Origin of the sequence: Bremerella sp. TYQ1 (assembly GCF_020150455.1) — a bacterium.
In the GTDB taxonomy this organism is placed as follows: domain Bacteria; phylum Planctomycetota; class Planctomycetia; order Pirellulales; family Pirellulaceae; genus Bremerella; species Bremerella volcania_A.
Window position 1 is genome coordinate 1,517,212 of record NZ_CP083740.1, and the last position, 19,160, is coordinate 1,536,371.

A 19,160-nucleotide genomic window follows, 5' to 3' on the forward strand; every position below is an offset into this window, starting at 1 on the left:
TCTCTTCCGTTATTCCTGGGTGCTTACCGAGGGAGTCAGAGCGACCGGCTTTTCGTGGCGGCCGCTCGATTTTTCTAACGTCCACACCGTCAGCCCAGTCAGGTCGCGTGTGGAGGTTCCGATAACAAAACTCAACAAATAGGCACTCACGGCGAACAGCAAATTCACCAGTGCGCCAATCCAATAACTATGCACGCCCAACGTCCATGCCTCGGGAATCCATCCTAACAGACCGAACCCCAGGTACGCGTTGAAACCAATTGCCAACAGCATCGCAACCGACGCGGCGGTTCCGTTCACCCTGCGAGTAAAGAACCCCATCATGAACAGCCCCATCAAGCACCCGCCAAACAAGCTGGTAACGATCAGACTGATATCGTTCATACTTTCTTTTTCGATTCGGCTGAACAAGATACCGCCGGAAACGACCAATACGCTAACAACCGCCGCCACCGATCGAGCCACGCGCAGATAGAACTTGTCAGAATATCTGTCGCCTAAATAGGGACGCAGTAAGTCGACAACGGTGACCGTTGAAATGGAGTTAATGCCGGAGTCAAGCGAACTCATCGCGGCGGCCATCACCGCGGCAATGATCAGCCCTGCCAAGCCGGCGGGTATGCGAGTCAGAATGAAGTAGGGGAGGACCTGATCGGTTTCCAGCGAAGCGATCGCCGAGTCAGGAAATGCCTGGTAATAAACAAACAGCGCCGTCCCGATGAAGAAAAACATCGTCCACATCGGCAGGGCAATGGCGGAATAGATGATGGTTGCTTTACGGGCCTCGCGCGTCGAGCGAGCAGCCAGGTATCGCTGCACCATGTTTTGATCGCCGGAGTAAATCGCCAACCAATTGATGATGCCCAAAATGGCGACCGTCCAGAATGTCCGCTCGTTTAAATTCCACTGGAAACTGCCGAGACTGAACTTGTTCTCAGCGGCACCGGTTTCGACGATCTGTGTTACACCGCCGGGCAAATCAATCACGATGTACGTGAAACAAAGCAAGCAGCCTGCCATAAGGACCAACGCCTGAACGACGTCGGTCCAGACGACCGCTTCGATCCCGCCGGCGATGGTATAAAACGCGATGAAGACCCCCGCGACGATCACCACAATTTCGATCGGAAGCCCAGTCAAGAACTGCACAGGGATCGAAACGAGAAACAAAATCTGGGCCATGCGAATCAGCTGCAAAAGGATGAAGCTGACCGTTCCGTAAACACGCGGCAGGGTACCGTATCGCATGCCAAGGTATTCAAACGCCGACGTCAATTTGCCGCGACGAAAGAACGGAATGAAGATTAGCACCGCCAAGACGGCAATGAACGGCAACACCAAGTTGACTGCCAATTGTCGCCAATCGAGCACATAGGCAGCGGCCGGAAGTGCCAGGAACGTCGCCGAGCTGACGATCGTTCCGAGCATCGACAAGCCGATAACCCAACCCGAAAACGATCGGTTGCCGACAAAGTATTCTTCGGTCGTGTTATTCCGCCGTGAAAAGTAAATGCCGATCCCAATCATCGCGGCCAGGTAGGCCAAGATGGCGGCGATATCGAGCGGGCGTAGCGTCAAATCCATCGAATTTCCATCAAGCGATACGAGTCTCAGCAAACGTTACGGCCGGGGTGCCACCAAGATGGCATCGACAATCACGAACGCTTTCGCTTGATCGATCGCCACTTCTACGGCAGCCGTTCCTGGGGTCAGCCGATAGGTTCCCAAACTGTTCCAACTGCCGCTGTCTCGGTTTTGATTAACGTTCACTGTCTTGGTACCTTCGGCATGCGTCACGCGGAAAGGCACCTCGTGGGCTCGGTGGCCGCGAGCATTCCAGAGCGTGAAGATCTCGTAATCGCCGGCCGCAGGAACGTCGACATCAAAGCGGATCGTTCCGCTTTCCGTCGGATTGAGAAACAGATAATCGTCGCCGTGGCGCTGAGAGTCTTTATCGCTCGACTTCCATGGCCCAGTGATGGTGACTTGGTTGCTTTGTCCAGCGTCGATAATCGTGTCGCTCTCTTTCGGCTGGTAGGGTGGCGGCTTGACCAATGGCATTTCTGGCATGGTCAACGCGTCGAGATCTTCCAGCTTGATCTTCAGCACTTCGACGGTTTGCTTTTGCGTCGCGAAGGCAACCAACACATGACCGTCATGCTCGATCACGTGCGGGTAGTCGACATGCCGACCCCCAGCGAGGTAACCCATCTTCGTGAAAACGACTCCATCGTCGCTGATCGACAATGCCAATGGATCACGCTGTTTCGGATGGGGATTGTTCACCAACACGTAGCGCCCGTCGGCCAACTGGACTCCACTAAACTTCGATCGGGCATCCGGGAAGTCGGTGCGATGGGGCAGGCTCCACGTGCGTCCGTTGTCTTCTGAGAAAGATCGATACAGATATCCGCTCTGACGATTGTCGCGGAACAGGGCCGTCAAACGCCCATCAGGCAAAACCCACCAGTACGGTTCTTCCGCGGCAAGTTCTTGGCTTGAACCGAGCACGGGAAAGGAATCCCAATCGTCAATTGCTTCGATGCCTCCCGTCAAAAATTCAACGCCATGTTTCGAGTAATCGTGCGTCCGGCGCGACATCATCCATTCGCCGCTCGGAATTTTCTTGGGCGGAAAGTTGTTGATGGCGTTCTTATGCACCAACGCGTGATCGATCCAGGTGTTGCTCTTTTTGCCCCAGCGAAATGCCCGTAGCTCAAGGCTTTTGCCGAAGAACCCAGCCCCTTCGTCCAGCGAACATAATGCCAGCAGCTGACCATCGCGTTGCCAGAACCCGCGTGAGATCCAGCGAAAGCCTTTACTGCTGCGGGTGTTGTAATACTGGGAGCCTTTGCCTGATCCCGGTGGCTCGGGTGTGAGGTACTTCGGTTCCGTCCAATCGAGCCCATCAGGACTCGTCGCGTACGAAATCCGCTGACCAACACGATCTTCCACCGCAGGCCCATCGCTCCACATAGCCCAATATTTGCCGTCGTAGAACGTGAGGTAGTTATGCTGATTCACCCCTTTCGACTTGCGAACGTCACTAACGATGACATGCTGCGATGGGATCTTTGGGAGCCGGTCAAAATCGATCTGATGCGGACTTTCCGGAACCCAATCGCCGGCAAGCATCACGGGGGAATATTCTTTAGTCGTTGGCTCTGCAGCTAGAGTCGCTTGGACCGTTAGCCCTGAGACAAGCAGAGATGCGAGCACTGCGATGCGAAACATGATGGAAAGTAACTCCACGTCAGGAAGGGGGAAGGGGAGGGTGTTTGTGAATAGAAATTGGGGACTTATTAGGCAAAGTCGTCTAGCGTTTCTCCATCGATCAAGATGGGTTCGACGATTAGTTCGACGCGACGACCACTTTGCTGAGGCTGTTGGATACTCCACAGCAATTGTTCGACAGCTCTTCGCCCGGTAAGTTCGGGGCCAAGATCGATCGTTGCAGGTCGTGGATGCAGACCCGCGAGGTAAGGTTCTTCGTTATTGCACGACACGAGTTCGATTTCTCGGCCGACTTCGATATTGGCTCGCTGAAGCAGCCGGTATACGGTAGCGGTGATTTGATCGTCAGGCAGGAAAAGACCGATCGGCCGCGGCATGTCGGCCAACATCGTGTCGACCAATGGAACAAGTGCTTCTTCCAACTGCTTCGGCGACATCTTCTCGAATGGCAACGGCTGCTCGCTTTGAAACCGCTTGATTTCGTGACCGGCGAGATGCGCCGCATAGCCAAAGCCATCGCCGCGTGCTGCGAAACCTGGGTGATCGCTGTGAACCGTCAGGAAGCAAAGATTCGTATGGTTCCGCTTTAATAGGTGCTCGCCCGCCAACTGTCCGATCGCGGCGTTCCCTTGCGAAACGACACTATCAGTGCTGCTGACATGCGAAGAAAGCCAGACGCTGGGAATGCCTTTCAGTTTATCGAGAAGCTGTTTCGAGCCACGATGCCCCCACAGCAGAACTCCATCGAGCTGCTTTTGATCAATCGCGGGAACGTTGACTTCGCCGCTGCTGACGTCGGCTAGGATCATATTCATTCCAGCGGCCGCGAGTGCCTGCTGCACTCCTCTTAACTTGGCCATCGCAAGCGTTGGATGTCGCTGGCAACTTTCGTCAAGCATCACCACCGCGACATTCTTGGATGCCTCGGCAGGAACGGACGACTTACGTGCTTTCCGAGGTCTCGGTTGGTAACCGAGTCGCTTGATCATGTCGCGAACAATCTGAACGGTCTCGGGAGCAACGCCGGCTTGATTGTTGATCACGCGCGAGACGGTGGCCTGGGAAACACCGGCAGCTTCCGCAATTTCGACTGTACTGGCCATGACTTCTCTTTCCTTGACTACTTACGCTTCTTGCGGTCGGTCAACTCGATTTCGAGAGTTGAATCTTGTTTCGGCAGATCGAACCGTTCCTGATAGGTCGAACCGATCGACGCGCCATACGGGGCGTAATCTGGATTCACGTTCTTGCCGTCAAACGCTTCGATGATGACCAGATGCGGGCCACCAACGATTGCCTCGCCTTCCAGCTTCGTACTGAACTTGCCATCCTTGATCTGAGCGACGCCGTATGGGCCACTGTTTCCTTGCGAAGGATCTGGCTGAAAGACAATCGATCCGACAGGAACGGCATTACCTTGAAAAGTAACGACACCTTCGATGTGGTACTTTTCGACTCCGTCCGACTGACTGCATCCCCCGGTCGCGCCGACGATGACCAGCAGCGACATGGCGCCGGCAATCCACTTACCCATGGCTGTTCTCCTGTTGACCCATCGCATTACGGTAGTGCCACGACTTCGCCACCACCACGGCTGGCGAGGGCTAAATACGTTTCGATTTGAATTGTCTCCGGCAGAAACTTGACCGCTCCATCGGCCATGGTGAAGTTCGCTCCGCCCGGGTGCTGACTGCCGTATCCGCCGTTGTTGGCCACCATCGTAAAGCTAGGATTCTTCACACCGATGTTGATTGGGTAACGATGGTTCTTGGTGGTCGCCTGGTACAAGCCGCTGGATGTCCAGTGCAGGCCTCGGTTCCAGGCGCGATAGAAGGGGTAGTCGTTCCAGGACAACTCGCCTAACAGAATCGTGTTCGACGAACCATCGGTTGCGTCTCGCAGACCAAGTTCGCTGCGGAGCTTGAAGAGCCCTTCGTCACCTACTTCGCCAAACATCGATACATTCTCGCGCGAGGTATCGCGGGCGTAGTCTTCGTTGGTCGTCGCGTTCAAACCGATCGGTCCGGCGTTGCCGTAGTAGTGTGTCGTCGGACAAGGCTGTTCGGAAGCAAGCGTGGTGATCGTTTGCGAGCTGCTGGGGCAATGAAGCGTTGCCATGTCGGACTCGGCACAAAGCGTCAAGTTGTCGCGCCACGATCCGTTGAAGTTGTATTGATCGTAAAGATTGCCTGCCTCGAAGAAGGGGGACGTGCGAATCCACATGCCATGCGACTTACCACCATCGATTCCGGAGGGAGGAAACGAGCCATGAGTGTCGTGGTAGTTATGCAGCGCAAGTCCCAACTGCTTGAGATTGTTCGTACAGCTCATACGTCGAGCCGCTTCTCGAGCCTGTTGCACCGCCGGCAATAGCAACGCGATGAGCACACCGATGATCGCAATCACGACCAGCAATTCGACGAGTGTAAAACCATCGTCGCCAAATCGTTTGCCGCGACGCGTAGCCTTTGATCGACAATCCATAGAGGCAGCTCCTAGAACAAGGAATTAAGAAAGGAGAAGGGATTTTCTGGGGTGGGTATCTGTGGCAACAGAACCTCTGAAGCCACCTAGAGTCTAGCGACAACGATTGAATATTCAATGTAACTCGAGAGTCTATTCACATTTTTTTCAAATTTATTTTGATTTACCATAACCTACGAAAACACGCAAAACATTTACTAAAATATTCTCTAAAAAGAACTTACGTGCTTCACAGAGCCGGATCCCTAACACGTGAAAGGCTTGATCAGTCAACCAAGAAACGAAACTTAGCTTGCGACTTTCATGAATATTCATAGCTCCATGCGTTTTTCAATTCATGGGCATTTACCTGAGATTTGGGGAGAGATCGCCGGCCAGGGTGGCTTAAGATGACGGGCCTACCTACCGCGATACGCGTTTGCCCTCCTTTGTACGTGTCGAAAGCAAGCCCATGAAACTGTGCCTGAGTCTTTTCGTTTTGCTCGTTGTTTCTGCGACCACCCTTGCCGAGGAAGCCTCGAAGGCTGAAGTTCTTGCGGTGAAAAAGATATGGGATCAAGCACCTCACAATGCATTCACCGATCTAATTCGCTTTCGAGACAACTTCTACTGCGTCTTTCGCGAAGGGGCAGGGCACGTCTCACCGAACGGTTCTCTGCGGATTCTTCGCTCGAATGATGGCTCGAACTGGGAGTCGATCGCGCTGGTCAGTTCGGACGAAGCAGATCTACGCGATGCGAAGATTTCGGTTACGCCCGATGGCAAACTTTGCCTGGCTGGTGCGGGGGCTCTCCATCAACCGGCCGATGCCAAGCATCAGTCGTACATCTGGTACTCTTCCGACGGTGCGAATTGGAGCGAACCGATTGAAATTGGAGATCCCAACTTCTGGATCTGGCGGATCGTTTGGCACAAAAACTCGGCTTACGGCTTCGGATACAGCACTGCCACAAACGACGAGGTTCGCCTTTATCAAAGTGACGACGGCAAGGCGTTTCGCCAAATTGGAAGCGAACTTGCCGTGAAAGGATATGCCAACGAGACAGGCCTGATCTTCTTAGAAGACGATTCAGCCATGTGTGTGCTCCGGCGCGACCGTCAACCGAATTCGGCGATGTTGGGTCGTGCCCTGCCTCCTTACACCGACTGGAAATGGCAAGACCTAGGCGAATATGTCGGCGGACCAGAGCTCATGAAATCAAAGGACGGACGTTACCTGGTCGCCGGGCGTTCGCGTACGTCCTCGGGGGCCAAGACGATGATCTGGGAGCTTGACCCTGACGAAGCAAAGCTGCATCCGCTCGCGGTGCTGCCGTCTGGGGGCGACACCAGTTACCCAGGGCTTGTCGAACATGATGGCAAGCTATGGGTTAGCTACTATTCGTCCCACGAAGGGAAAACGAATATCTATCTGGCCGAGGTGCGTCTGCCACAAAAATCGGTGCTTTCCAAGTCGCGATAGTGGTGCACGCCGCCAATAGCCGCTGCAATAAGTGGCCGATGTTTTCAATCATTTTCGACGTGGTCGTGTCCGTTTTAGGGCTTCTCAAAGCGTGCTGCGGCCATTTCATGAACTTTCCCGTACGATTGCGGGCAGGCACATGGCCTTTAAGGGGGCAGCTGGCAACAATAAGAACAGATTGGTCCAGACTTGCGTAAAATAGGAACGCAAACTACGATTTTTGTAGTGTTTTCGTATTTAAAGCGACGATGGAAACATTGTTCTTTGCCATCAATGCGAGTCTATCGTGATCGGTTTTGGTTCTCAGATTGACGCCTCCTCACGGCCGGCAACTGCCGCCGGAAGGGTTGCTGCGTCAATTTCCCAAACCGCCGAGCATCACGTGCTCTGCCAACGACGTTCGTGGCATGTCTTGCTGGTCGTTCTTTACGCGGTTTTGATGATTGGTGGCCTTTCTCAAGTCCACCACTTGCCTAACGGCAAGCCGAGCCACCCTCACTCGACCGACTCGGAATGTGCCGAGCTTTCCGAGTGCGAAAGTGCGAGCGAAGTTAAAGCCGAAATTGCCTTTTTGGCGACATCTCCTGACTTGGTAATGCCGTATATCGAAGTGCCGTCGGCACGATTCGATATCGTTCCTACACCGCATTACTCGTTTCTTCCGACGACTAGTTTTCTGCTTCGTGGGCCTCCTGTCGCCTAGTGCGCCAGTGAACTAACTGAAGTCTCTCTCCCTGCTGAATTCGTTCAACGCGCGGAGAGACTCGGTCTCTTTCCGTGCCCCATCATTGCCCCCGTTTTGAAACACTCGTGACCAACGCGTGTGGTCCTGTCTCGACACTGTGTCGAAGGCTGGTCTTGCGTTTGTCGTGCCACCGTGGGCTCGTTGGGTAGCGATTGAGACAAATTCCCTGCGACCTTCTTTTTGAATCCCCACATCCCGCCAACATGGTCCGGGTCATTTCTCTTAATTGAGAGGTATCAGACAAACCTATGAAAGCTACAACGACAGCCGCGCTCGTGCTGGCATTGTTCGCGCTCGTGATTACTGGCTGTGAGTCGATGGCTGAATCACACGAAGAACATCACGACGCAGAACATGCCGAGTCGCATAGCGATTCGCACGCTGAGTCACATAGTGAAGGGGGACATCATGCTCCCCATAAAATTATCGTGACAAGTCCATTGAAGAAGGACGTAATCAGTACACAGCAGTACGTCTGCCAGATCCATTCCTGCAAACATATCGAAATCCGCGCCCTCGAAGGAGGTTACCTCGAAGAGGTCCGCATCAACGAAGGCCAACAAGTGCAAAAGGGAGACTTGATGTTCAAGATCGTCCCGACGCTTTACCAGGCCAAGCTCGATTCGGAAATCGCCGAAGCCAACCGAATTGAAATCGAGCTGAAGAATGCTCAAAACCTGCTCGACAAGAACATCGTTTCGCCCCAGGAACTGGCGATCAAAAAGGCGGAACTCGCGAAAGTCAACGCCAAAGTCGCACTCGCGGAAGCGGAGCTGAACTTCACCAACGTCAGGGCCCCCTTCGAAGGAATCGTCGATCGACAACTCGTGCAGTTAGGTAGCTTGGTCGAGGAAGGGGAGGTGCTGACAACGTTCTCGGACAACAGCACGATGTGGGTCTACTTTAACGTGCCAGAGGCGCGTTATCTCGAATACAAGCGGCAACTCGATCGCGATAAAGCATCCGGCAACAACGAAGAGCATTTACAGGTCGAATTAAAGCTGGCCAACAGCGAGATCTTTCCCCAGCCTGGGAAGATCGGCGCGATTGAGGCGGACTTCAACAACACAACCGGCAACATTGCATTTCGAGCCGACTTCGCCAATCCGACAGGTCTTTTGCGAAATGGTCAGACAGGAACGATCCTCATCCATCGAACACTGAAGGGTGTTCTGGTGATTCCGCAGCGAGCCACGTTCGAGATTCTCGCCAAGCGCTATGCATTCGTTGTCGACGAAGACAATGTTGTTCGCCAGCGCGATATCACCATTCAAAGTGAGCAGGACGATATCTTCGTCATTAAAGAGGGCCTTCAAGAGGGAGATAAGATCATCCTCGAAGGGATTCGGCAGGTTCGGGACGGAGACAAAATCGAATTCGAATTCGAGTCTCCCGAAGATGTTCTCGGCAATTTGAAATACCACGCGGAATAGGAAGGCCTGACTTATGTTTACTAAGTTCTTACATCGGCCAGCCTTGGCCATCGTGATCTCGCTGCTCATTTTATTCATGGGTGGCCTGGCAATCTCGGCACTGCCAATTTCGCAGTTCCCTTCGGTCGCACCACCAAGTGTTCGTGTTTCGGTTTCTTACCCAGGCGCGAGTGCAAAGATCTTGATCGACTCGACCATGGTGATTCTGGAACAAGCGATCAATGGCGTTCCTAACATGCGTTACATGATGGGCGACGCAACTAGCGCTGGGGAAGGAACCATTCAAGTGGTTTTTGAACCTGGCACCGACCCGAACGTGGCGGTGATGAATGTCAACAACCGCGTGAACATGGTGAAAAACCAACTTCCCCCGATCGTGCAGCGTGAAGGGATCATCGTCATGCAGAACATGACGAGCATGTTGATGTACGTCAACGTTTACAGCGAAGACCCCAACGTCGATCAGAACTTCCTGTACAACTACGCCACCGTCAACGTGCTGAACGAAATCAAACGTATCCCCGGGGTGGGCCGAGCAACGATTCTCGGTAACCGCTCCTACGCGATGCGTATTGAGCTAGATCTCGATCGTATGCGGGCCTACAAAGTTGACGCGGAAGACGTGATGAAAGCGCTCGACGAACAAAGCATGATTGGTTCGCCGGGAAGATTGGGCCAAGCGACCGGGCAAACGTCTCAAACGCTTGAGTATGTTCTCACCTGGGTGGGACGATATAAAACCCCGGAAGAGTACGAAAAGATCATTCTTCGTTCGACGGAAGAAGGGGAGATTTTACGACTCGGTGACGTGGCCCACGTCTGGCTCGGATCGTCGTTCTACGACTTGTACTCCGACATCGATGGCTTGCCTTCGGCGGCGATCGTGTTGAAACAAACGCCGGGATCGAACGCCGCGCAAGTCATTGAGAAAGTGAAGGAGAAGATTGAAGAGATCAAGCAAGCCTCGTTCCCGCCCGGCATGGACTACGCGGTGACGTACGACGTTTCTCACTTCTTGGATGCGTCGATTGAAAAGGTGCTGCACACGCTGTTCGAGGCTTTTATTCTCGTTTCGTTGGTGGTGTTTCTTTTCCTCGGCGACTTCCGCAGCACGCTGATTCCAACGCTGGCGGTGCCGGTGTCGCTGATCGGGACGTTCTTCTTCATGCTAATGTTCGGCATGTCGGTCAATTTGATCACGCTGTTCGCGTTGGTGTTGGCCATCGGCGTGGTGGTGGACGACGCGATCGTGGTGGTGGAAGCCGTGCACGAAAAGATGCACTCGAAGCATCTCAGTCCGTATAAAGCAACCATGGAAGTGGTCCATGAAATCAGCGGGGCGATCATTGCGATTACCTTGGTGATGACCGCTGTGTTTATTCCCGTCACGTTCATGACTGGACCAGTGGGTGTCTTTTATCGCCAGTTCGCGTTGACGATGGCCATGTCGATCGTCCTTTCTGGCGTGGTCGCTTTGACGTTGACGCCGGTTCTTTGTGCAATGATTTTGAAGCCGCTTCAGCCAGGCCGACAACGTGGCTTGGTTGGCTTTACGAATCGTGGCCTGAAGAAAGTCGCCGGCAAATACGCGTTCATTCTGCGAGCGTTGCTTTCGATCACCCTCGGCTTAGCGGCCGGGTATGGGATTTATGAAGCGATGCATATCGAGATCGTTCATGAAGTGATCTCCGAGCAGTTTGAATTAACCCCACTACGAATGATGATCATCGGCGGCATCGCCGCGGTACTGTTCATTTTCTCGTTCCGATCCGCATTGTCAGGCAGCGAACCAGAAGAAAAGAAAGTACGGGGGCCTATCGGCATCTTCGTGCATATCTTTGATCGAGCGGTTGAAAAAGTAACGAGTGCCTACGTCGGTGTCGTTGGTCTCGTTGTTACGCGGCGTGTACTGACAATCTTGGTTATTGGTGCTTTCTGCTATGGGATTCTTGTCGTCAACAAAGTACTTCCGACCGGGTTTATTCCGCTGGAAGACCAGGGGATGCTGTACGGGATCGTGCAGACACCGCCAGGATCGACGCTCGAGTATACCAATGCCAAGTGTCACGAATTGCAAGCCATTTGTGCCGAGATGGACGAGATCACTTCGGTCTCTTCCATTGCCGGCTATGAGGTTTTGACAGAAGGGCGTGGCTCGAACGCCGGCACATGTATCATCAACTTGAAACCATGGGCCGATCGAGAACTGACGTCCAAGCAGATCATTGAAGAGCTTGAAAAACGTGGTACCGATATCGCAAACGTTAAACTGGAGTTCTTCGAGCCGCCAGCAGTTCCCGGCTTCGGTGCGGCAGGTGGTTTCTCGGTGAACTTACTCGACAAAACGAACAGCGGAGACTACCAGGCCCTCGGCGAAGAAACCGAAAAGTTCATGGCCGCGCTCGAAAAACGGAAGGAACTGAAAGGCTTGTTCACGTTCTTTGCGGCCAACTACCCCCAGTACGAAATCGTGATCGATAACGACGTTGCGATGCAGAAAGGAGTCTCGATTCGCGACGCACTGGATAACCTTTCGATTGTCGTAGGTAGCACTTGGGAACAAGGATTTGTCCGCTTTGGGCAGTTCTATAAAGTCTATGTGCAAGCGGCGCCTGAGTTCCGCCGTTATCCGGAAGATCTCGACAACATGTTCGTTAAGAATGAGGAAGGAGAGATGGTTCCCTATTCCGCGTTCATGCGAATCGAGAAGAAGCAAGGCCTCAACGAAATTAGCCGCTACAATCTTTATCCGACTGCTCCTATCCAAGGCGCCCCAGCGGCAGGATATAGCAGTGGTGAAGCAATTGCCGCGATTAAAGAAGTGGCGGCTGAAACACTGCCGCACGGGTTTGATATCGACTGGCGCGGCCTGGCGTACGATGAAGCGAAAGCCGGTAACACGGCCGTGTATATCTTTTTGATCGTAGTGGTCTTTGTTTACATGGTGTTAGTCGGACAATACGAAAGCTTCCTGTTGCCGTTGGCGGTGATTGTGTCGTTGCCGATCGGGATTTTCGGCTCGTTCCTCTTTCTGAAATCAATGGGACTCGCCAACGACGTCTATGCCCAGATTGGGCTTGTGATGCTTGTCGGATTGTTAGGCAAGAACGCAATTCTGATTATTGAATTCGCGGTGCAACGCCGCCACGATGGATTGAGCATCAAGGACGCTGCCATTGAAGGGAGCAAACTTCGCTTCCGACCGATTATGATGACGTCGTTTGCGTTTATTGCCGGTCTAATTCCGTTGGTTCGTGCGACTGGGCCAGGGGCCATCGGCAACCGAACGATCGGCACCACTGCGGTCGGCGGTATGCTGCTAGGTACGCTTATTGGCGTGTTCGTCATCCCAGGTCTGTATTACTTGTTCGCGAAGCTTTCTGATGGCCGCAAACTCATTCGAGACGAACATGATGACCCACTGTCAGAGATCTTCGAGCGTGACGAAACCAACGAGCACAAAGGCTTTTAAACTCGCTGACAGATAAGCAATGTTCTCTATCGATTACCTCGCTATTCAAGCTCTTGGATAGCGAGGTTTTTTGATGCATGAGACCGACGAAAGCGTGTCAAACTGGGCAATTTGCTGCCGGTCACGTCAGGCTGGCACAGGTTCTTTCTTCTGTTCCTAATTTTCTGTCGATAGGAATCATGTCGACTTATTCTACGACCACGGTTCGATGGTCTTTGGCAGGCTTACCATCTGCGAAAGATCACCCGGATACAACGATGTCTCGGCCGTGACGGATGTAGAAGAGCAATTGTCTCCACGCAGGCAACGCGGCACGAACCCCACGCTTTCCATTTAGATGATGCGAAATGGCATGATGCCACAAAGGCTCTACGATGAGACGATTCGACCTCCGCACGCACATCTTTTCGACGGGACATAAACCGGTTGCATTTTCGATTCTCGTTGCTTGCCTAACTTTGGCGCTGCTTCCAGGGTGTGGTATTCCTAAGCTGTGCTGCGTCGACCCGAATCCTTATCTTCCCCCTGAATTCGCTGGGGAAACCAGCGGCGATAACGCCGCTCAAGTTGGCGTCTACAATTTCTTCAACGACCAGGCCTTGGCTCAACTCATTGCGGAAGGGCTGGCTTCGAACCAGGAATTGAAGATCCGCAACCAAGAGGTTCAAGTCGCACGAAACGAGATCATCGCCCGTCGCGGTTCTTACCTGCCATTCGTCAGCGTCGGTGCCGACGGTGGCTTTGAACGCACCAGCAAGTTCACCCCGCTTGGCGCAGCCGAAGATCAGTTGACTTATCCCGGAGGTGGCGAGTTTCCGGATCCACTTCCCAACGTCGGACTTCGAGCCAACTTATTGTGGCGTGTCGACATCTGGCGTGAACTACGCAACGCTCGCGATGCGGCCGAACAGCGATACGCTGAAGCCGTCGAAATCCGCGATTACTACGTGACACGTCTCGTCGCTGAAATTGCGGACAATTACTACGAACTGACGGCCCTCGACCAGCGCATGATTTATCTCAATCAAACCATTGAGATCCAAAAGCAAAGCCTTGAAGTGGCGAAGGCTCAGAAGGAAGCCGCTCGTGGCACCGAGTTGGCCGTCCAGCGATTTCTGGCCGAAGTTCGTAAGAACGAAAGCCAGCGTCTGATCGTTCAGCAAGACATGATCGAGATCGAGAACAAGATCAACTTCCTTGTCGGCCGCTATCCGCAACCCGTTCAGCGAGCATCGTGGGAGTTCATCGACCTCGACTCACGCATGCTGGGAGTCGGCGTTCCCGCACAACTACTTCAGAACCGACGCGACATCCGCGCCGCCGAACGGGAACTCGCCGCCTCAGGTCTCGATGTCCTTGTTGCCAGGGCACAGTTCTTCCCTCGCTTCGACATTCGAGCAAGCGTCGGTTATGAAGCGTTCAATCCTCGGTACCTCTTCGATCCAGGAGCGTTCATCGCCAGCACAGCCGGGGAACTTGTAGCCCCGCTGATCAATAAAGCAGCGATTCGAGCCGAATACCAAAGTGCCAATGCACGCCAGTTGCAAGCCGTTTACGACTATCAACGTACCGTCCTGAACGCTTACACCGAAGTCGTCAATCGGATGGCTAAAGTCGAGAACTACCGCAAGAGCGTCGAGCTTAAGCAGCATCAAGTCGTTGCGTTGGAACAATCGGTTGACGTCGCGACGAATCTCTTCCAGAACGCTCGCTCGGAATATGTCGACGTGCTGTTCTCTCAACGAGATCTCTTGGAAGCGAGAGTCGACATGATCGAAACCAAGCAGCAGCAACTTTCGGCTATCGTCAACGCCTACCAGGCACTCGGCGGTGGTTACCTGCTGACAACAGCTGGCCTGACGTACAAAGACATCCGCTGCTTGCCTACGCCATACCTACCTGGCGAAACCATCGACGCCCCCATTCCAGAAGAGGCCGGCGAAATCCCGAATCCGGAAGAAGAAGGACTCCCGCCTCTTCCCAGCGAAGCCGATCTCTCAGCAACCCGACTAACCCCAATCGACTCGTAAGCAGCGACGAAGTCGAGACGGCAGAAACCAAACACAATCGGTTTCAAACAACATGAAACGCGTAGGTCCGACACGACTTTGAACCTTCAATGAAGTGACGGAAAAACGCCACGAAAGCGATAGCAGTGCATTCGCCAGTCACCTGAAATTTTGGGTCAATTTAGAAATCAAATCCCATTTATTCGTCACGTTTTACAAGACTACGTTTTCCCCCGCCGAAAATGGGGGAAAAGAATCGCACACGGCTAAACTGTGCATTGCTGCAAGCCGATACTCCGAGCAACGGAGCGCGATAAGTTGCAACGTTTTATGGGCAGATAAAAGGATTGACGCACTGGCCGCAGCGCGGTCTCGCGGTTTTCGTGAATATTGATCTTTGGTTACTTTACACGGAGGTATCGCGATGGATCGCGGAATTTGGACAGCTCTCCTGTCTACATTAGTACTCACAATGGCAGGAAGCATCCAAGCCGAAGAGGTGTCGCTCACCTCTTACGACGACCTGTTGGTCCGGATGGAAAATCTGGAACAACAAATCAACGCCCAGTCGGCTCAAATGTACAGCGTGCCAGCTTGCAATACCTGTGATCCGTGTGCTTGCGACAATGCCTGTGGACGCTACTACGCGGGCTACGAAGCCGTCTTCGTGACCCCTTACCAGACGAACAACACCGGCATCATCGCTCAGAACGACCCGGTTATCGAACATCTTGGCTTCGATTGGAATCTGAAGCCTAGCAACCGAATCGAACTGGGCTACCTCGGTGCCAAGGGTGCCATGGGGTGGCGTGCTCGCTACTGGCAGTTTGACCAAAGCACTTCGTTCACCGTCGACAGCAATGTCGGTCTTATCCAGGACGAGGGCGCCATCATTTGGTCGTCAACCAACGATGGCGACTCGATTATCGGTCTGGTCGACGTCGATTCGGCAGTCATGACTCACAGTATTGACCTGCATGTACTCGACTTGGAACTGCAATCGCAAGCGACTAAGAACTTCCTTTTAAGTGGTGGTTTCCGCTACGCCGAGATCGATCAAAGTTATCTCGCGGTCACCGACTCTGGGACGGCCATTGGGGATATTAAATTCCGCGGTTATGGTCCGACGCTGGCCGGTGAATATAGCCGACCGCTGCTCTGCCGATGGGATATGTTTGCCAACGGTCGTGGGTCGATGCTCTTCGGCCAGCAGCAGTTCATGGCCACCGATGATGACGGCGACGAAATCATGGACATCGAAAACACGGGAACCTTGGCCGGTGCCATGGAGATGCAGCTCGGTTTGCGATGGACCTCCCGCAACGAACGGTTCTTCTTCAAGAGTGCTCTGGAAGCCCAATACTGGGCGAACGTTGGCAGCCCAAATCCAGCAGCCACCTATGCCGATGATTCGGACGAAGCGGCCACCGACGATGTGCTGAACGAAAATCTCGGCTTTGTCGGTTTCACAGTCGGCGGCGGTTTCCAGTACTAAGTCATATTGACCGCCTAAATAGCTTAAAAGCCAAGAAAACGCCTTCGCACAACTTCGTGCGAAGGCGTTTTTGCTTTTCCAATATCTCTTGACGTGGCAGGGGCGGATCCCCTAAAAGTGGCCGCCCCAATTGTTCATGCATGCGCTGGCTCTCGCACCGATTGAATCATCTTGAAAGAATGACGCCATGAAAGCCGCCGATCGATCGGCCAAAACTTTTGCCAACACGGCCGAATCCCTCCGCATTCAATGGGCTCAGTTAGTCGACGGTTCTTCATTGGCCATGTTTCGGATCTGCTTCGGCCTGGTCATGGTCTGGCACATGCTCAAATATTTCCAGAGCAATGCCGGGATAACCGAGATCGACCGCGTCTTCGCGTCGCCCGCACTGCACTTTACCTATCCTGGCTTCCACTGGGTTCAGCCGTGGAGCGAACCCTGGCTCACCGTCCACTTCGCAGTGGTGACCGTCGCCGCACTGCTGGTCGCCCTTGGGCTGTTCTACCGCGCGGCCTGCGTGACGCTGTTTCTCGGTTACACCTATATCTTCCTGCTTGAAGCGACCCTGTATAACAACCATTACTATTTGATCTGCCTGCTGAGCTTCATGCTGATCTTTATGCCAGCGGCAAAATGTTGGTCGCTCGATCAGCTGATCGCCAGTAAGTTTCGCAAGCAAACGTCACGCCCAACGGAGAATACCTCGGCGATCCCTTTTTGGCCGATCTTCTTGCTACGTTTTCAATTGTTTCTTGTCTACTTTTACGGCGGGATTGCCAAGCTGAACGCTGACTGGCTCACCGGCGAACCTCTCTACGCACCTGGCAACGTCCTCTACGATTTCTTCGACAGCACGATCGGTTTGCCGGATAGCCTTAAGCCGATCCACCTTTGCCTGTTTTTGGCTTGGAGCGGCTTGTTCTACGATCTTAGCATTGGCTTCTTGCTGCTCTGGGGAAGGACGCGCTGGCTGGCTTTGGCAGCGACGGCGTTGTTCCATGTACACAACCACTTCATCTTTCCGATCGGGATTTTTCCCGCGATGGCCCTATCGTCGACGCTCATTTTCTTTGCCCCCGACTGGCCGCGGCAATTTTGGGCATGGATTCGTCGGCCTCGGTGGAACTTCACGACCCAAGCCTCCAGCGATAAGCCGCGAAAAACCAAGCCCCAGCCCCGTCTGGCGTTGGGCCTAACGGTCGCCATCGCGATGTTTATTGGTTGGCAAACGACATGGCCACTTAGGCATTTCCTGATTGAAGGGGACGCTAACTGGACCGAAGAAGGGCAGGACTTCAGCTGGCGAATGATGCTCCGCGCGAAAGCAGCCGGGCACCTGACCTGCCGCATTGTAGACCCCGCAATTCACATCACAAACGCCGAGGGACGCCCAGCCATTGCCTGGAATGCATGTCCAGACGGCACGCCCCAGGCCATCCACATCGCCATCGACTCGCATCAGTTCAAGTGGACACATCATCCTGGCCTGACAATCACTCACGAGCCGATCTTCGGTCGTCGGCTGATCTATAACCCTGGCACTATTCATACCGATAAGCAGGAAGCCATTGATGTCGGTCGGCAAAAGATTGTCGAGCAATGGGAGAAAACGTTTACTCGCCAACCGAGCATCGAACCTGCCATTTCACTCTCGGAAGCAGTAACGCTCATTCGCGAGAAATTTCAAGAGCGAGCCAAGCAGTTGAAACTTTCGATCGCTGTTCAAGAGGAATTCCTGCAGCAGCTGAACGAGCTTGAGCAGGAAGACGAAAGTCAATCGCAAGATATGCCTGGTCGCGAACCGCGACGCGTGAAACTGGTCAACTCACTGCACCGACTATACCAATCACCGCTGGCCGATATGGTCCGGCCAGTGCTTCAGCGTATCGAACCGTTCGTTCTGCAAGGCGCACCGGCTTCGGGACAAACGTTGTTAGTGATACTCGATTCGCCTCTAATGACTGCTTCGCCTGATGATGCAGAAGCCGAATTACTCCAGCTTTCTGGAGGCGATCCGTATATAGTTTGGACCGACTTTTCACGTATGCGTCCCGATGACTATCGCCGATTGCCACGAAACTTCGTCACGTTCGAGGACCGTCAACTGCACATGGTGTGGAACCACTTTCTCGAGATCGAGCCGTATCAAATGGAAAAAGCGGCCGTGCGTCCCTGGATGATCCATCAGTACGCCCAGAAAGTCGGACAAAGCTGGCAAGCAGAAACCGGCCGACATGGCGAGATACGCGTGGAGAGCTACGTAATGATGAACTACACCGTTCCACAGATGCTGCTCAATCCCGAAGTCGATCTGACGTCCGTCCCACTTCGAAACTTCCAGCACAACTCTTGGATCTTACCCCGCAACCACCGTCGCCTGGGCATCGCCAGCCAGCCAGCCCCAACGAACCTACGACGCTAGATGCAGCCAGGCTCAAGTCGCATATGCAGGTAAAAACCATCGCCTGCCGAAGTTGAAGATTGATTTGGAAACGCCCTCCGCTTCTCACAGCAAGTCAACATAAGAGCACCCAATCAAAATTCGACAACGCCGAACTGCGACCTGGCACACTACTTCGTACACATACCGATCTGATCGATCGGTAATTCTCAACAAATAAAACCAATTCATACCACCAATAAAAAACCCCGAGATTTTAACCTCGGGGTATCGGTGACGGTCGGGAATTGTGGTCGTCCTGACGGACGCAAAACCCTGTTTAGTAGGCCAGGCAGGACTTGAACCCGCGACCAAGGGATTATGAGTCATTCGATTAGGTCTCATCACGGTATCGGACAAAGTAGCTAACACGGTAGAAACCGAGG

At 53.5% G+C, this 19,160-nt stretch carries 12 protein-coding genes; 7 read left to right on the forward strand and 5 right to left on the reverse strand.

Annotation, left to right across the window (positions count from 1 at the left end):
• Positions 1–9 precede the first annotated feature (9 nt).
• The 5 genes from LA756_RS05525 to LA756_RS05545 form a co-directional block, all read right to left on the reverse strand.
• The gene (locus LA756_RS05525) at positions 10–1,584 is read right to left on the reverse strand and encodes a sodium/solute symporter (protein WP_224438880.1); all 1,575 of its coding nucleotides are present in this window, start codon (positions 1,582–1,584) and stop codon (positions 10–12) included.
• A gap of 36 nt (positions 1,585–1,620) precedes the next feature.
• Complete coding sequence (locus tag LA756_RS05530) at positions 1,621–3,234, reverse strand: exo-alpha-sialidase (RefSeq protein WP_224438881.1); 1,614 nt, start codon at positions 3,232–3,234, stop codon at positions 1,621–1,623.
• Between the two features lie 68 nt (positions 3,235–3,302).
• Positions 3,303–4,337, reverse strand: a complete 1,035-nt coding sequence (locus tag LA756_RS05535; RefSeq protein WP_224438882.1) for a LacI family DNA-binding transcriptional regulator — start codon at positions 4,335–4,337, stop codon at positions 3,303–3,305.
• 17 nt (positions 4,338–4,354) lie between these two features.
• Positions 4,355–4,768 (reverse strand): hypothetical protein, encoded by a 414-nt coding sequence (locus LA756_RS05540; protein WP_224438883.1) that lies wholly within the window; start codon positions 4,766–4,768, stop codon positions 4,355–4,357.
• 26 nt (positions 4,769–4,794) lie between these two features.
• Positions 4,795–5,718, reverse strand: coding sequence for a DUF1559 domain-containing protein (locus LA756_RS05545; RefSeq protein WP_224438884.1), 924 nt, complete (start codon positions 5,716–5,718; stop codon positions 4,795–4,797).
• Between the two features lie 451 nt (positions 5,719–6,169).
• On the opposite strand from LA756_RS05545, the gene LA756_RS05550 reads away from it, so the two are divergent.
• The 7 genes from LA756_RS05550 (at position 6,170) to LA756_RS05580 (ending at position 18,756) form a co-directional block, all read left to right on the forward strand.
• Positions 6,170–7,180, forward strand: a complete 1,011-nt coding sequence (locus LA756_RS05550) for a sialidase family protein (RefSeq protein ID WP_224438885.1) — start codon at positions 6,170–6,172, stop codon at positions 7,178–7,180.
• A gap of 382 nt (positions 7,181–7,562) precedes the next feature.
• On the forward strand, positions 7,563–7,883 hold the full coding sequence (locus LA756_RS05555) for a hypothetical protein (RefSeq protein WP_224438886.1): 321 nt from the start codon (positions 7,563–7,565) through the stop codon (positions 7,881–7,883).
• A 290-nt stretch (positions 7,884–8,173) separates the two neighbouring features.
• Positions 8,174–9,358 carry an efflux RND transporter periplasmic adaptor subunit gene (locus LA756_RS05560; protein WP_224438887.1) on the forward strand — a complete coding sequence of 395 codons (1,185 nt, stop codon included), beginning with the start codon at positions 8,174–8,176 and terminating at the stop codon, positions 9,356–9,358.
• Between the two features lie 13 nt (positions 9,359–9,371).
• Positions 9,372–12,830, forward strand: a complete 3,459-nt coding sequence (locus LA756_RS05565; protein ID WP_224438888.1) for an efflux RND transporter permease subunit — start codon at positions 9,372–9,374, stop codon at positions 12,828–12,830.
• A 374-nt stretch (positions 12,831–13,204) separates the two neighbouring features.
• On the forward strand, positions 13,205–14,860 hold the full coding sequence (locus LA756_RS05570; protein ID WP_224438889.1) for a TolC family protein: 1,656 nt from the start codon (positions 13,205–13,207) through the stop codon (positions 14,858–14,860).
• 451 nt (positions 14,861–15,311) lie between these two features.
• Entirely contained in the window at positions 15,312–16,334 is a 1,023-nt protein-coding gene (locus LA756_RS05575) for an Lpg1974 family pore-forming outer membrane protein (protein ID WP_224438890.1), read from the forward strand.
• A gap of 187 nt (positions 16,335–16,521) precedes the next feature.
• Positions 16,522–18,756, forward strand: coding sequence for an HTTM domain-containing protein (locus tag LA756_RS05580; RefSeq protein ID WP_224438891.1), 2,235 nt, complete (start codon positions 16,522–16,524; stop codon positions 18,754–18,756).
• Positions 18,757–19,160 lie beyond the last annotated feature (404 nt).